General features: G+C 66.2%; 14 protein-coding genes. 3 read left to right on the forward strand and 11 right to left on the reverse strand.

Annotated features, from left to right (window positions below; translation table 11 throughout):
• Window positions 1-45: 45 nt before the first annotated feature.
• From atpB to KEG57_RS04025, 7 genes are all read right to left on the reverse strand, one after another.
• Entirely contained in the window at window positions 46-819 is a 774-nt protein-coding gene (gene atpB, locus KEG57_RS03995) for a F0F1 ATP synthase subunit A (RefSeq protein WP_272417919.1), read from the reverse strand.
• Window positions 820-873: 54 nt separating this feature from the next.
• On the reverse strand, window positions 874-1395 hold the full coding sequence (locus tag KEG57_RS04000) for an ATP synthase subunit I (protein WP_272417918.1): 522 nt from the start codon (window positions 1393-1395) through the stop codon (window positions 874-876).
• On the reverse strand, window positions 1392-1748 hold the full coding sequence (locus tag KEG57_RS04005; protein ID WP_272417917.1) for an AtpZ/AtpI family protein: 357 nt from the start codon (window positions 1746-1748) through the stop codon (window positions 1392-1394). Before KEG57_RS04005 ends, KEG57_RS04000 begins: the two co-directional genes overlap by 4 nt.
• Window positions 1745-2410 carry an RdgB/HAM1 family non-canonical purine NTP pyrophosphatase gene (gene rdgB, locus KEG57_RS04010; RefSeq protein ID WP_272417916.1) on the reverse strand — a complete coding sequence of 222 codons (666 nt, stop codon included), beginning with the start codon at window positions 2408-2410 and terminating at the stop codon, window positions 1745-1747. Before rdgB ends, KEG57_RS04005 begins: the two co-directional genes overlap by 4 nt.
• The gene (gene rph, locus KEG57_RS04015) at window positions 2407-3171 is read right to left on the reverse strand and encodes a ribonuclease PH (protein WP_272417915.1); all 765 of its coding nucleotides are present in this window, start codon (window positions 3169-3171) and stop codon (window positions 2407-2409) included. Before rph ends, rdgB begins: the two co-directional genes overlap by 4 nt.
• Window positions 3172-3266: 95 nt before the next feature.
• Window positions 3267-3983, reverse strand: a complete 717-nt coding sequence (locus tag KEG57_RS04020; RefSeq protein ID WP_272417914.1) for a hypothetical protein — start codon at window positions 3981-3983, stop codon at window positions 3267-3269.
• A 33-nt stretch (window positions 3984-4016) separates the two neighbouring features.
• A complete protein-coding gene (locus KEG57_RS04025) occupies window positions 4017-4562 on the reverse strand; it encodes a ComEA family DNA-binding protein (RefSeq protein ID WP_272417913.1) in 546 nt (181 codons plus the stop codon).
• A 107-nt stretch (window positions 4563-4669) separates the two neighbouring features.
• Between KEG57_RS04025 and KEG57_RS04030 the strand changes: the two genes are divergently transcribed.
• Window positions 4670-5821 (forward strand): DUF362 domain-containing protein, encoded by a 1152-nt coding sequence (locus tag KEG57_RS04030; protein WP_272417912.1) that lies wholly within the window; start codon window positions 4670-4672, stop codon window positions 5819-5821.
• A 321-nt stretch (window positions 5822-6142) separates the two neighbouring features.
• Here the strand turns inward: KEG57_RS04030 and KEG57_RS04035 are convergent, their stop codons facing one another.
• From KEG57_RS04035 to KEG57_RS04045, 3 genes are all read right to left on the reverse strand, one after another.
• On the reverse strand, window positions 6143-6958 hold the full coding sequence (locus tag KEG57_RS04035; RefSeq protein WP_272417911.1) for a hypothetical protein: 816 nt from the start codon (window positions 6956-6958) through the stop codon (window positions 6143-6145).
• A gap of 300 nt (window positions 6959-7258) precedes the next feature.
• Window positions 7259-7516, reverse strand: coding sequence for a type II toxin-antitoxin system MqsA family antitoxin (locus KEG57_RS04040; RefSeq protein ID WP_308215605.1), 258 nt, complete (start codon window positions 7514-7516; stop codon window positions 7259-7261).
• Window positions 7486-7821, reverse strand: a complete 336-nt coding sequence (locus KEG57_RS04045) for a DUF4258 domain-containing protein (RefSeq protein WP_272417909.1) — start codon at window positions 7819-7821, stop codon at window positions 7486-7488. Before KEG57_RS04045 ends, KEG57_RS04040 begins: the two co-directional genes overlap by 31 nt.
• Window positions 7822-7947: 126 nt before the next feature.
• Between KEG57_RS04045 and KEG57_RS04050 the strand changes: the two genes are divergently transcribed.
• Window positions 7948-11772 carry a hypothetical protein gene (locus KEG57_RS04050; protein WP_272458148.1) on the forward strand — a complete coding sequence of 1275 codons (3825 nt, stop codon included), beginning with the start codon at window positions 7948-7950 and terminating at the stop codon, window positions 11770-11772.
• Between the two features lie 293 nt (window positions 11773-12065).
• Here the strand turns inward: KEG57_RS04050 and KEG57_RS04055 are convergent, their stop codons facing one another.
• Window positions 12066-13250, reverse strand: coding sequence for a hypothetical protein (locus tag KEG57_RS04055; RefSeq protein WP_272458149.1), 1185 nt, complete (start codon window positions 13248-13250; stop codon window positions 12066-12068).
• Window positions 13251-13325: 75 nt separating this feature from the next.
• On the opposite strand from KEG57_RS04055, the gene KEG57_RS04060 reads away from it, so the two are divergent.
• The gene (locus KEG57_RS04060) at window positions 13326-14288 is read left to right on the forward strand and encodes a Uma2 family endonuclease (protein WP_272458150.1); all 963 of its coding nucleotides are present in this window, start codon (window positions 13326-13328) and stop codon (window positions 14286-14288) included.
• The last annotated feature ends 28 nt before the right edge of the window (window positions 14289-14316 follow it).

Consider the following 14316-nt stretch of genomic DNA (forward strand, 5'->3'; position numbering starts at 1 on the left):
TAGCAGCTTTTTGAGGATCCCACCGCGATCTTTCGCGGGGGCGCCTCAGTGGTGTTCTGCGTGGTGGTGCTCCGTGGCGAGGCCGATGTAGATGCTGCTGAGCAGGCAGAACACCAGCGTCTGCACGACGATCACGATGAGCCCGAGCATCATCACGGGCAGCGGCAGGAAGATCGCCACGAGGCCGAAGAAGACCGAGGCGATGAGGTGGTCGACCGCGATGTTGACCATCAGACGCACGCTGAGCGTGATCGGACGGACGCAGGTCGAGATGACCTCGATCGGGAAGATGAGCGGCGCGAGGTACCACTTCGGCCCCGCGAGGTGCGCGATGTAGCTCCAGCCGTTCTCCTTGATGCCCCAGATGTTGAAGGAGAGGAAAACGAGCAGCGCGCAGCCGAGCGTGACGTTCAGGCTCGACGTGGGCGGCGAGAAGCCGGGGATCAGGCCCGAGACGTTCGAGAAGAAGATGAAGCCCGCGGCGCCGCCGATCAGCGGGAAGTACCGCTTGGCGTTCTCGGCCCCCATCACGTCCTTGGCCATGTCGTAGAAGTAGCCAAAGAACGCCTCGAAGAACGTGCGCAGGCTGAGCCGATCGTCCGGAACGACCGACTCGTTGAGCCGCCGGAACTTCGAGCGCACCGACATCGCCATCGCGATGAACACGACGATGATGAGCAGGCTCGAGAAGATCGGCTCGACCGAGTGGTAGCTCATCGGCTCGTGAGCGATGAAGGTGTGGCCGAGGTTCTTCGCGTTCTCGCGGAGACCAGGGAGGTGGGCCAGGAGGAAGGTCAGAAAACCAGTATGCTCGGGCATGACCGTCGTCGCTCCGTCACGAGGAGCGCTCCAATCTTGAGCTCGATCTCGATCTCAGGGCTCGTTCGAGGGGTCCCCCTCGTCGGCGGGCCTCGCCTTTAGCACATCTTCGCGCGGCGCGTCCCCGAAAGATCTTCGCGAAGTTTGTGAACCAGGCCCCGCGGTTCGCCGCCCGTCCCCCTCCGGAAGGTCCTCCGGGGGCTTCGGGCCAAACAGCGTCCCCACCGTGATCCCAATGGGCAGCGCCCCATATCCCACGATGAGGGAGAGACCCGACGCGATCCCGCTGCGCAGGATGAGCCAAACCCCGCCCAGCAAAAGCGCGAGCTTGATCGTCGCGATGACCGCCCAGGGCGCGGTGTTTCCCCGCCGGGACAAAAACGCTTCGCCCACCTGCGCGAAGACCCAGAGGTTCATCGGCGCGAGCGCCCCGCCGATCGCCACGCCGATCCCGAACCGCGGCCCGCCGAACGCGAACGCGCCGAGCGAAAGGACAACCCCCGTTCCGATCACCCCGAAGAGCGCCGCGCGCATCTGCGCGTCGAGCTTGGAAGGCTTCTGCGCGTCGTCGCTCATCCGCCTCCCCTCCCCTCGTCTTCATCGTCCGCCTTCGTGATCGGAGGCGCGTCCTTGCGCTCCTCGGGCGTGTCGTAACGCGGCCGCGGATTGCCTTGCTCGCGCTCCTCGCGCTCGGCCTGCGCCTTCATCTCGCGCGAGGCGCGCAGGAAGGCCTTCACCGCCGCGCCGCAGCCGAAGAAGAAACCGAGAATCGAGAGGTACGGCTCGGTGCCGAGCTTGCCGTCGAGCCAGCGCCCGCCGAAGAAGCCGAAGGCGATCGAGAGGACGATCTCGAGACCGATCGTCCCGAGGCTCCCGACGCCACGCCACTCCTCGACCTTGGGCGGGCGCTTGCGCTCGTTCCCGTTCACCGCTCGCCCGCGACGCGCGTCACCGTCGCGCGCCTGTTCTCGATCAACGCCTCCAGCACGGGCCGCATCGCGCGCGCCGCTTCGGCGCGGTGGCTGATGCGGTTCTTCTCGTCGTCGCCGAGCTCGGCCATCGTGCGGCCGTCGCCCTTGACGATGAAGAGCGGGTCGTAGCCGAAGCCGCCCGCGCCGCGCGCTTGCCGCGCGATCGTCCCCTCGCAGCGGCCCTCGCAGATGACCTCGGGCTGCAGTTCGTTCCACGGATCGAGCAGCACCATCGTGCAGCGGAAGCGCGCCGTGCGGTGCTCATCGTCGATCTCTTCGAGCGCCGCGAGCAGCGCCGCGTTGTTCTCCGAGTCGGTCGCGCCTTCCTTCGCGAAGCGCGCCGAGCGCACGCCGGGCCGGCCCGCGAGCGCGTCGACCTCGAGCCCCGAGTCCTCCGCGAGCGTCACCATCATCGCGGCCTCGGACGCCGTGCGTACCTTGATGAGCGCGTTGTCCACGAACGTCGCGCCGTCCTCGATGATCGGCGGCAGGTCGGGCAGCACCTGCGAGAGCGGCAGGAGCTTGATGGGCAGGTCGGAGAAGAGCGCCGCGAGCTCCGCGAGCTTGCCGCGGTTCGTCGAGGCGACGAGGATCGACAGCGGCAGGTTCGACTCGCTCACGAGAACCTCCCCGCCTGGAAGAGCGAAGCGAGCTCGACGCCCGCGGACGCGAGCACGCTGCGTTGCATCGCCACGAGCTTCGCGACGCCCACGAGACCGATGTCGATCATGCCGTCGAGGTCGCGCCGCTCGATCGCCTCGCCCTCGGCCGTCGCTTGCACCTCGACGATCGATCCACGCGCCGTACCCACGACGTTGAGGTCCACGCGCGCCTGGCTGTCTTCCACGTAGACGAGGTCGAGGATCGCCTCGCCGTCCACGTGCCCCACGCTGATCGCGGCCACCTGATCCCGCAGCACCGGCGCGATCTGGTCCGCCGCGCGCAGCTTCGCGAGCGCGAGCGCCGCGGCCACGAAGCCTCCGGTGATCGACGCCGTCCGCGTCCCACCATCGGCCTCCAGCACATCGCAGTCGATCACGATCGTGCGCTCGCCGATCGCGTCGAGGTCGATCGCGCTGCGGAGCGCGCGCCCGATGAGCCGCTGAATCTCCTGCGTCCGCCCGCTCGGCGACTTGCCGCGCCCCTCGCGTGCTTCCCTTCGCGCGCGGCTCGCGCGGGGATGCATCTGGTACTCGGCCGTCAGCCAGCCTTTGCCCTTGCCTGCCATCCATGGGGGCACGACCGTGTCGATCGACGCGGTGCAAAGCACGACCGTGCCGCCCGCGCGGTAGAGCACGGAGCCCTCCGCGTTGCGGTGGAAGTGCGGGACGATCTCGACGGGACGAGGTTCGGCGGGGCTACGGCCATCGGGGCGGGACACGCCGCGTCCTTAGCACAGGCGAAGAGCCGCGCAGTGCATCCTCACTCTCGACCTGTGCATCCTCGTCCGGCCTGCGCGCCCGCTCGTCGCGTCCGTCACCAGCTCACGGGATACACCGTGGCGTAAAGCCCGTCGGCCGAACCGCCCCGCGTCGAGGCGCGCTGGACGAGATAAAGCTCCTGCTTCGGTCCCTGACAGACGAACGCGCCTCCCTCGGACGCGACGTACACCTGGAGCCCGACGGTCCTCATGGTGAACCCCTCCGGCCACGTCTCGCGCTTCTTCAAGTATTCGAGCGCGGGGTTCGACCGCGGAGGCACGTCGGACCGTTCGAGGATACGGATGAGCCGGTCCGCCTGGGAAAACGCCGCGCCATCCTGCTTGGCGATGTCGGCGATGCCGACCTTCGCGGGCAGCTGCCCCGGACCGACCTCGTTCGCGGGCACGCGGCGCGAACGAACGATGGTGAACTCCTCGGTCGTCTTGGCGCCCTCGACACGGTGACCCCGGCCGATCCATCGACCGTCGCCGGACGGCACGATCGCGTTCCACGGCTTGCACGACGCGAACGCGTTGAGCACCGCGCACGGGCCACTCTTCGCGTCGGCCGCGCACGCGAGCGTCTTCTTGAACGCGGCGACGTCGAGATCGTCGGGCGCGGCGACGGCCTCGGGCGCCGTCGTCGCGGGCGGCGCGGCGGACGGAGGTGTGGGCGCCCCGGTGCGCGCGGGCGCCGCGGAGTCCCCGGCGGGCTCCTGGGAACACGCGGCGACGGCGATCGAGACGAGGACGACGAAGGGGCGCGTTCGCATGGGCGCGCAGTCTGGCACGCTGTCGCTCGTCCGCTACGGCGGGTCGATCAGGAGCTTCGGCCGGAGCCGCCCGAGCGACTTCCGCCCAAGTCCCTTCACGCGCAGGAGATCCTCCGGCCGCTTGAACCGCCCGAGCTTCGCCCGCAGCGCGAGGATCGCCTTGGCCTTCGTGGCCCCGATGCCCGGCAGCTTTCGCAGATCCTCCTCCGTCGCGAGGTTCAGGATCACTCTTCCATCCGGGGTCACCGCCGCGATCGGCGCGGCCGCATCCGCCGCCGCTCCCGCATCCGCTCCCGCGCCCGCATCCGCCTCCGCGTGCGCACCCGCGCCCGCGTCCGCCGTAGGCAAAGGCGCCGCCGCGCTCGCGCTCGTCGCCGGCGGACCGAGGTAAGCCCCGACGCGACGCGGCATCAAATCCGCGCCCGCCCCCGATCCCATGAACGCGAGCGCCAGGAACCCGAGCACCCCGAGCGCGGCTTTCCCTGCGAGCGGCATCCATGCCGATCCGCGCAGCCGTGCCGCGATCGACCCGAAAAACGCCCGCGCTCCGACCTGCTTGTCCTCTGCCGAAAGTTCCACCGAGAGCCTCCTCGGCGGCCTCTTCGGCGATCTTCGTGCCAGCGAACGGGACGCGGAAACACGCGGCCCTTTTGGGTGCAAACGGTCCACGCGGGGGTGGCGCCGCCATGGTGGATGGGTGGCGACGCCACCGGGACCTCTTGCTCGACCTGCGCTACGATGCGGCGGAGCAGGTGACCATGTCCGACCCGCGTTTTTCCCCGTACCCCGAGGCCTTCTCGCGACGCACCTTCCTCGGCGCTGCGCTCACCGGCGCGGCGCTGCTCGGCGCCGATCACGCGCTCGCCGCGGGCTCGGGCCTCGTGGCCCAGCCGCCCGCGGGCTTCATGCCCCTCTCGATCCCCGGCAAGGTCGTGAAGGTCGCGAAGTCGAACGTGATGCAGCCGAACGGCCTCTGGCCCACCGAGGGCGCCGCGAAGCTCATGCTCGAACGCGTGATGGCCGAGCTCACGGGCAAGAGTGATCTCGGCGAGGCCTTCGCCAAGTTCGTCCACAAAGACGACAAGGTCGCCATCAAGCCGAACGGCATCGCGGGCCAGAAGGGCGCGACGATGGCCACGAACCGCGAGCTCATCCTCGAAGTCGTCCGAGGCGTCATGGCTGCCGGCGTGCCCGCGAGCCAGATCATGATCTTCGAGCAGTACCCGAAGTTCTTGGAAGGCACGCGCATCTGGGATCGCCACAAGGGCCCGGACCCGGCGCTGCCCGCGGGCATCGCGACCGCGGTGCACGAGAACGAGGACGCCACGATGCCCGAGCGAAGCGTGATGGGCATCCCGACGAAGTTCGTCCGTCCCTTCACCGAGGCGACGGCCGTGATCAACCTCGGCTTGATCAAGGATCACTCGATCTGCGGCTTCACGGGTTGCCTCAAGAACATCACGCACGGCGCGACGATCAACCCGCACGCCTTCCACCAGCACAACGCGAGCCCGCAGATCGCCGAGCTCTACGCGCAGGACGTCGTGAAGAGCCGCGTGCGCTTGCACATCATCGACGGCTTCAAGCTCATCTACGACGAGGGTCCGCTCGACAAGAACAAGAAGCGCCGCGTGCTGCACGAGGCCGTCTACGCGACGACGGACCCCGTGGCGATGGACACGCTCGGCTGGGGCATCATCGAGCAATGGCGCAAGGACAACGGCCTGCCAACGCTCAAGGACGCCGGCCGCGAGCCCACGTACATCCGCATCGCGAGTGAGCTCGGGCTCGGCGTGTTCGACAAGAACCGCATCTCGTTGCGCGAAGTCACGCTCTGAGGGGGCGCGGCGCGGGGCTTTGCCCCGCCCCCCCAGCAGGGGGGCTGTCCGCCCCCTGCACCCCGGACCAGCGCAAGCGCTGGACTCGGGGTCGATGAACTGCGCGATGCGCAGTTCATCGAACAGACCGTGGCAAGACCCGCGACGACCTTGCCAGCTGAGACAGCAGCACTGTCCTACGTGCTGGGGACGTCTTCCCTGTCGACAGCGCGCATCGCGCGCTGTCGCCCTGGGTCCAGCGCTTGCGCTGGTCCGGGTGCAGGGGCGGATAGCCCCTGCTCGGGTCCGGGGTGAAACCCCGGCGCTACGCTGCCGCGCACATCAGGCGGGGCTCGTCGTGAGCGCCGGTGCGTCGCTCACGACGGGAGCATGCAAAGGCTCACCCGTCTCGGGATCCACGTCGTCGGCCGCTCGCCGCGCGCGCAGGGCCTGCCCGATGGCCTCATTCTGCTGCACGATGGGTCCGAGCATGGCCAAACGGGAAGCCTGATCCTCCGGCGCCTCCGACGGGTATCGCCCGACGATCATGGCCACGAGCTGAAGCATTCGCCGCTGCCCCTCGGCGCGCGCGGCTTTCACCTCGGGAAACGTGATCCGCTTCGGCCAAGGCAGTTCGAGCGCGGTGCGATATTGCTTCGCCAGATCGACGAGCCGCGTGACATACCGCGAGAGCCCGAGCTCCTGCACCGTGGATACACGCATCGGATGTTGGAGCACGCCGAGGATCCGCTCCACCTCGCAAAGCTCCTCCACGTAAGGGAGGGACGTCACGGCGAAGAGACCGCGCGGAAAGATCTCTTTCAAGAGCGCGGAGCCGCTCGTGGCGACGGGATCCCCTGGCGCGGACGCTTCGATCTGCCGCTCCGCGGTATCACGAATGGCGACGAGCACACCGTCGACGGCGAGGTCGATCGGCTTCGCCTCGGGCGCGAACGCCGGGACCTTTTCGTCCTGCGCTGCCCACCTCGCCTCGAGCGTGCGCAATGCCTCGTCGTGATCGACGCACGAAGCCGCGAACGCCGCGATGTCCATGTCGCCCGCAGCGAGCGCAGCCTTGCGCACCTGCGTGATGGCGAAGAGACGACGGCCGGGAGTGAACATGTACAGATTGAAGAGCGTGGCGAGCGAGGTATCCATGCAGAGCCTCCTTTGGGGCATGCCGGAAAATTCGGTCGGGGCGGTAGACGCCAAACGGAGGGCTCGCCACGCAATCGGAGCAGCATTTCGGCGAAGGAGAGCGGCGACCGGCTTCGCTGGGGGTCGACCGTCGGCGAAGGGGAGCACGGACCAGGTTCGCTGGGGGTCGACCCGCCTCGAAGGAGGGCGAGGACCGGGTTCGCTGGGGGTCGACCGTCAGCGAAGGAGGGCGAGGACCGGGTTCGACGGAGAGCGAGCGAGGGAGACGGTGGGGCTCGTCTTTGGACGAGCGTTTCCGCTTCAGGCTGCGTAGCGGAAGATGGCGAGTTCGGTGCTGCGGTTGGCCGATTCGAGCAGACGCTCGATATTCGCCATGACGGGATCACGAAGGAGATACGCGTGGCAGTCAGGGCACTGGAGGACGGGCACGTCCTTTACGATGACGATCGACCGGTCGCCGAGCTTGAAGGGCAAGTCGGTCACGCGTTCCTCCATGTCACCACCACACGTCGTGCACAGCATGTGCGTTACCTCCGTTGCCGGAACTCGGCGTCCCATTTCGCGACGTCCGGCAAGTATGCCGTGACGACCCGTACGTTGTCACCCGCGACATCGGTTGCGAAGAGAACGTGGAAGACTCCATCCGGATGCTCGCCGCGGACGAGGTAACTCGGCAGGTACTTGTCGTCCGGGTAGTGTTCGATGATCTCGAACGTGTCCACGGCGCCCAGGATCATGTCCCGCGTCACGCGCCGCACGCCGAACCGCATGTTCACGTGGTGCGTCCAGAGGAGGCTCCCCGAGCGCACGCAGCGCTTGACGAAGTCGAGCGGGTCGGATGGTAGCAGCCGCGGCTCGGCCATCGGCGGAAGGTTTCATGGGCCCCGCGCGGGGCGCAAGAGGGAAGTCTGGCGCGGGTGGTCGAGCAGGCACGCGGGAGGGTGCATGGACGGACCTGGCTGCGCGCGGTAGCCTCGCGAAGAGGTAACGTGCTCACGACAAGGTCGTTTTCATTCTCCTACGCACGCCAACCGTACCCTCTCGCTCGAGCGCTTGCGCGATGGAGTCGCGCAACGCAACAGCCGGAAGAGCGGCTCGTATCGGCGGCCGAAAACGACTGGGCAGAATCACGGTTCCTCGTCGAGCTGTTGGTGCATGCGAAGCCCCGGAGAGCGTGGCTCGGTCGCGAGCGTGCGAGGGAGATCCTGAAGGATGCCGGCAGCAGCGTCACGCTGGAGAGCCTCGAAGAGAAGTTCTGGGTGCGGTTCGTCGTAGGTCAACTGGAGATCCCCGACGCGATTCGCAGGGAGCTTCAGACGGGGAGGCACAGGGACGCTTTGCCGGACGCCGAGCGCGGAGCGCTCAAGCAGCTCGTCGACGCGCGGGACGACAATACTCCTCTGTTCTGGGTGGAGCGCGACGATCTCGAACGCATACATGCTGTGCATAAGAACGCGCACCCGCTCACGCCCACGTTGTGCGATCTGGAGAAGACGCACGTGATCGCCCCGGCAGCGCACCAGGGTCGAGAAGGGTATCTCTTGCCCTGGAGGAATCGTGGTGGTGAGAAAGGGGTTACTCCGTGGCTATGCACACGTGCGGTTGGGCTTTACTGGGAAGCCCTAACGCGAAGTACGCCACGCAGGGCCGACACGAACCTGGATGATTCCATGTTTCGGGAGTGGCTCGTACGTGCCATCGAATTTCCCTGGTGGGGGTCACATACCGAGCACATGACGGCGCCGATGCGAGCGCGCCTCGTAAAGGCTGCGACGCGCTTCATCCTAGCCGAGACGGATGTGAGCGATCCCGATAAAGAAGTTGAGCGTTTTCTTTGGGAAACCGTGGGTTTCGACCGCGAGACCACGTTCCGTCCACCGGCCAGACCAGCAGATGATGCCAGCTTGCTGGAGGTCTACCGATGGTTCGATCATGCCTTCCTCTACGACCCGAGCGGGCTGCGCCGCATACGGAATTGGCTCGACCTCCTGATCTCGCTCGTCGTGCGTCACGAAGAAGACGTCTGGCGCTACGGCTTGGTCGAGGTGTTGCAGGCATCGCGTCAAAAGCCCTATCTCATTTATCGCGCAATGCTGAGCATGGCGGCTGGAGATAGCGTCATCGCCGGCGTTGTTGCGCATGTGGAGACAGCTCCGCTCGGAATGCTCCTTCTCGCAGAGCACAGCGTGCGTGTCGAGGCGGACTTCAACTGGGAGGAGCCGAGCGATCGGACGAGAATCCAGGAGGCTGAAAAGAACAGGCTTTGGCGTGAAGCCGTTGGCCTCTTACTCGGTACGGTCCGCGACGAAATGAACGAGAGGCCTGATCGCCTGAAGGAATGTGCGACAGCGCTCGGGGAAACCATCCTCCTGTCCGTGCCAACGATTTCACGCCGGGCTCATCTTCCGGAGGTTGACGAAGTTCTGCGCAATGGATCGGAGGAGCGGCTCCAGATTCTGTTTCGCGAGCTTTCGACGACGAAACATTTCGTGTTGTTCCCGCTCGCCACGGAGCTACACCGATTCTTGGCCGCCCGTGTAGCCAACCATCCGTGGGCCAGGCCCTCGGCAGAGGTACGCGTTCTCCTCTGGTTGCTACGAACGCTGATGACCGACCCCGAGGGGGCCACACTCGATGCGGCCACGGTCGCGGGTACCCTATTGTCCGCGTACGAAAGCTTGTTCCTACGCGAATGTGTCGATGACCGCGGCAACCTTAAAATTTGGTACGACGACGCGCCGGACATGGTGGCCCAGCCATGGACGGACCTCGCAATTTTCCTTCATCGGGAGGGGAGGGCAGACGAATTGCTGGCGCCTCGCGGCGTCGACTTGAGCAACCATCTGGCGGGGTGCTACCACGCGGACAGGTATGGCGGAGGGGATGCGCACCGGTCCTGGCTAAGGAAGACACGCCTGCACTTGCGGGTCCTCATGGCCATTCACAACGCTTTGGTAAAGGGCGACTTTGATCCTGTGCTCGGGCTGTCTTCGAAGCAGGCGGCCGAGCTATTGGCCAAGGTGGAAGAGCGGATGAGTTTGCTTGTATGCACGAGCGAGAACTCGGCGCACGACGGGAAGCATGGATCGTTGTTCACGCCCGACAAGGAAGCGTTCGCTGGCGGCATCGCGGGGCCCGAGGGAATTCTGGAGCCGATCGTACGTACCTTTAACCGCTTCACCAGTGTCGATAGACGCGACAAGGCGTTCGCCGACTGGATCCCTGTCGAGGACGATCCTACGGTACTCCTGAGAGTCCTCGATCGAGCGCTTTCAGCGAGTGCGAAGCGGCAGGTCGTCGACAAGCTCTCTGCTTTCGACATCAAGCAGATTGCAAGGAAGCTACACGCGGACCAGCTCCAGCAACTTGCCCTGGCCGCGAACGTGGCTGGCCAGAAAGACATCGTAAACAAGGTTCTGGCCTATGGGAATGAGCACCTGCGGGCCTCTTACCGGGACAACGAGTGGGCGATGTTTGCCTACAAAATGCGGATCATGCTCGCCTATCACAGCCGGGACGAGAACGAGCTCGACGCCGTCGCGTTGCCACCGACCCATGCTCGACACCGGATTCGCGTAGATGGCCACGTACAGGACGAGGCGCGAGACACGCGCGATTTCTACCGCGCCCTGATCCTAGTCGAAAAAAACCCCGCGGAGGCGCAGAGGCTTTTCGTCGAATTAGCCGCCAGATACCCAGGGTCCGTGTCTCATGCCATCAACCTGACGGCGGCATCCCTGGAGGCAGCGAAGCGCATCCAGGACCCGGATGCACAAAAGCTGGCCTTCCTGCAGGCGCTCCGTGCCTGGGAATCCATCGAGCAGACCATCCCTACCGCTGCTTTCGCGCGTGTACGCAACAATGTTGCTGGCCTTCGACTGATGGCACTGGACGGCGCTCGAATGGACGAAGCCTTCGATGCAGCGTGGGCAAGGCTGGAGCCCGAGATGCGGGCGGATATCGACATCGTCACCGTCGGCGTTACCAATGCCCGACGCCGCGGGCTGGAGGAGCGTGCAGTCATCATGCTGGAACATGCCCGACCCTATCACATGGTCGAGACAGGCAAGTTCGATGATGCATTCGAGCGGCTTCTGAAGGCGGCGCCACAGGCAGGGCTTGGCAGCGCAGCGATGACGATCCCCGCGTCTCAAGATGACCCTGCAGCAGAGTACAGGGTACACCAGAGATTGCGCGATTACCGTGCCTCAAGAGCCGTGGAGGTCTTGCGAGGCCCCGGAACACCCGTGCACCAGTTCCTAATGGACGAGCTGTACGACATTGCGAAGGAGGTCATGAAGCGCAACCTGCTGTTCAAAGGGGGCAACGAGCCCAAGCGCAACGACTTTTTCGCTTCCCTGCTCCAGATGCGGGTCGCGTTCCTCAAGTGGGCAGTCAAAGAGGGCCGCGGCGGTTCGTCGACCGTGGGGAGGGATGCCGGCTTGCGGGATTGGACTTTGGAGAATCCGGGCGCCGGGGGCGAGATTGCCATTTTCGAGGCACTCGTGCTGACGAAGATACGCCGCAAGTACATCGACGAGCACGTTGACAAGACGGTCTTCAAATACGACACGAGTGGTCATCCTCAAGCATACATTGTCGTGTACTACGAAGGGGGCACGCCATTCTTGCAGTTCTGGAACAAGTACGTTGACCACGTGTGCAACACGCAACTTCGAGGGCTTCTGCCGATCAGATTTTCTGAACCATATGCCGATCAGAACCATCGCAAGCTCGTCGTTGTTCGACTCGACTACGTTCGCGATGACGCGCCGCATTTCGTCTACCATATCGCGTTGGATCTGACTTCCTGACCGTCAAGGCTGGCACCGCCCCCGCCGCTGCCAGGCTTGGCAAGCATCTGCGTGTCCAGCGTGCACCGCCCGCTGTCACGCCCGCTCCCGCGCGCCCCGCCTGCACAGGCAACGCCTCGACATGACCCCCCACCTGCCGTAGCCCCACCCCTCGGCACGCAGCTCCCCATGTTCCAGTGCTTCCGCTCGACGAGCGCCGCGGAGGCGCAGGGCCCAATACGAGAACCACCCCGCGGCGCTGCTCGCGCTCGCGCTCAGGAGGTGGCTCCCCGTCCACGGATCCCTGCCAAAGCCTACGGCGAAAGAACCAGGGCCTGGAGCCGCCCGTTCTCGCACGCCGTGTTCGTCTCGCATTCGATCCAGTAGAGCGCCTCCTCGTCGACCGTGAAATGGAACGGCCCGGTCGGCCGCACGACGATCTCGGCCGCCTGGGTCCCCCAGTTCGAGCCGCCCACGGGCAGCCGCGCGATGGCCTTGCCGCCGTCGAACGTCGAGGCGCCGAAATAGACCCAGTCCCCTTGAACCTCGATCGGCGGCAGGACCGCGAGCGTGAAGTCCGTCGCCGCATTCGAGAAGATGAGCTCGCCGCTCGTCGGCACGAACGACTCCACCGCCCCTCCGGCCTTCGGGACGCGGTTCAGGAGCGCGTTGTTCTGCGCGAAGAAAAACACGTATTCGTCCGATACGTCGAGGCTCGACACGTAATTGAGGCCCGTCGCGAGCGCCTTCTCCTCCACGCCCACGCCGACCGACGGATCGAGCGAGTACACCGCGCCGGTCAAGGCCTTCTCGCCATCGTCGCACGAGTTCGGCACGTCGTCGCCCAGCGCAAAGCGCGTGAAATAAAGACGGCCGTCGCTGTAGCGGATGTCGTAGAGCATCGAGGCCGCCGTTCCCTGCTTGTATTCCGGGTCGATCCAGAGCGCTTCGTACGAGGTCGAGCCCTTCGCCACCCGCCCCACGAGCCCGTCCGTGAGCATGTAATAGAGGTATTCGCCTCCGAGGGTGATCCCGGCGAGCTTCTCGAACTCCGGTTGCTCGCCGAGCACGGGGATCACGTCGGGATCGCAGTTCCTCGGGTCGCACCAGGAGAGATTCGACCCGAGGCAGGTCGATTCGTTGCCACGCTGGGTCCAGGCGATGAAATCGTGCGAGACCACGGCCCATTCGACCCGCAAGCCGCCGAGGTCGAGCAGAGGCGCCGAGCAGCCCGGCTTCGGCAGGCGTCGAATCGAGCCGGGCGTCGCGTATTGCCGGACGACGATCGACTCGGCGTCCGAGCTCAGCGCGCCCATGACGACGTTCGGCTCGATGAGGAACGGCTCGCACGTGTCCCCGCTGCCCCCGCATGGAATCGAGGCGCACGCGAGGTTCGGCGGGGGCTTCGGCGCATACTCGTCGTAACCATCGTCGACGCAGCTCGACACGAGCACGGCCGTGATGCCCATCGAAAAGGCGCGAAGGAACGAAAGGGTCATGGGCGGATCTTACAACGCCGTCGAGCCGTCCCTGCGAGCGGCGTGTCGAGAAGCACGACATGCTACGTTTCCCCCATGACGCAGCCGCTCGCGTTCACCGTCGACCCCGAGGACCCGCGCGCCCCGCCCGAAGAGGTCTGGGCGTCCATGTCCGCGGAGGAGCGACGCCGCGTCGTCTCCATGCTCCCGGCCGAGGTGCCCATCGACATCATGGCGCCCGAGGGCGACCCGCATCGCGAGGCCAAGGAGCGCACGCTCGACGCGCTCGGCCGCTTCTTCCGTCGCACCGGGCGCAGGGTCTACCTCTCGTCGGAGCTCGCGACGTATTACCCTGGCCGCCCGCGCGTCGTGCCCGACGTCCTGGCCGTCCTCGACGTCGACCCGCATCCGCGGAGCAAGTGGGTCGTCGCCGACGAAGGCAAGGGGCTCGACTTCGTGCTCGAAGTGCACGTCGAGGGTGACAAGCGCAAGGATCACGAGCGCAACGTCGCGCTCTACGCCGAGCTGGGCATTCCGGAGTATTTCATCTTCGACCGTGGCCGGCTGAGCCTGCGCGGGCACCGGCTCCCGTCCTCGGGGGCGCGCGTCTACCAGCCCATCGTGCCGCAAGGGGGGCGTTATGCGTCCGCGCTGCTGGGGCTCGAATTGATGCTCGTGGAGGGTCGCCTGCGGTTCGTGGTCGGAGGCACGCCGCTCCTGGAATCAGAGGAGATCATCGGCCAGCTCGAGTCGATGGTGGACGGCCTCGTGCATCGACGCGAGGAGGACGAGCGCGCGCTGGAAGAAGCGAGGCGGCAGATCGAGGAGGAGCGACGGCGGGTGAAGGAAGAACGCAAGCGGGCCAAGGAGGAACGCAAGCGGGCCGAAGAGGAACACGTGCGGGCCGAAGAGGAACGCAAGCGGGCCGAAGAGGAGCACGTGCGGGCCGAAGAGGAGCACGTGCGGGCCGAAGAGGAGCGCAGGCGGGCCGACGAAGCCGAACGGCGAGCGGCTGCGCTGCAGGCGGAGCTCGATCGGCTCCGTGGTGGCAAGTCGTAAGGGCCCTCCGCTCGCGCCTCCTCGTCCG

This window comes from Polyangium jinanense, from assembly GCF_028435365.1.

Bases quoted from the DNA above. Each gene is read 5' to 3' on its own strand.
- atpB (WP_272417919.1), bottom strand. From the start codon at position 819: ATGCCCGAGCATACTGGTTTTCTGACCTTCCTCCTGGCCCACCTCCCT.
- KEG57_RS04000 (WP_272417918.1), bottom strand. From the start codon at position 1,395: ATGAGCGACGACGCGCAGAAGCCTTCCAAGCTCGACGCGCAGATGCGC.
- KEG57_RS04020 (WP_272417914.1), bottom strand. From the start codon at position 3,983: ATGCGAACGCGCCCCTTCGTCGTCCTCGTCTCGATCGCCGTCGCCGCG.
- KEG57_RS04030 (WP_272417912.1), top strand. From the start codon at position 4,670: ATGGTGGATGGGTGGCGACGCCACCGGGACCTCTTGCTCGACCTGCGC.
- KEG57_RS04035 (WP_272417911.1), bottom strand. From the start codon at position 6,958: ATGGATACCTCGCTCGCCACGCTCTTCAATCTGTACATGTTCACTCCC.
- KEG57_RS04040 (WP_308215605.1), bottom strand. From the start codon at position 7,516: ATGGGACGCCGAGTTCCGGCAACGGAGGTAACGCACATGCTGTGCACG.
- KEG57_RS04045 (WP_272417909.1), bottom strand. From the start codon at position 7,821: ATGGCCGAGCCGCGGCTGCTACCATCCGACCCGCTCGACTTCGTCAAG.
- KEG57_RS04055 (WP_272458149.1), bottom strand. From the start codon at position 13,250: ATGACCCTTTCGTTCCTTCGCGCCTTTTCGATGGGCATCACGGCCGTG.
- KEG57_RS04060 (WP_272458150.1), top strand. From the start codon at position 13,326: ATGACGCAGCCGCTCGCGTTCACCGTCGACCCCGAGGACCCGCGCGCC.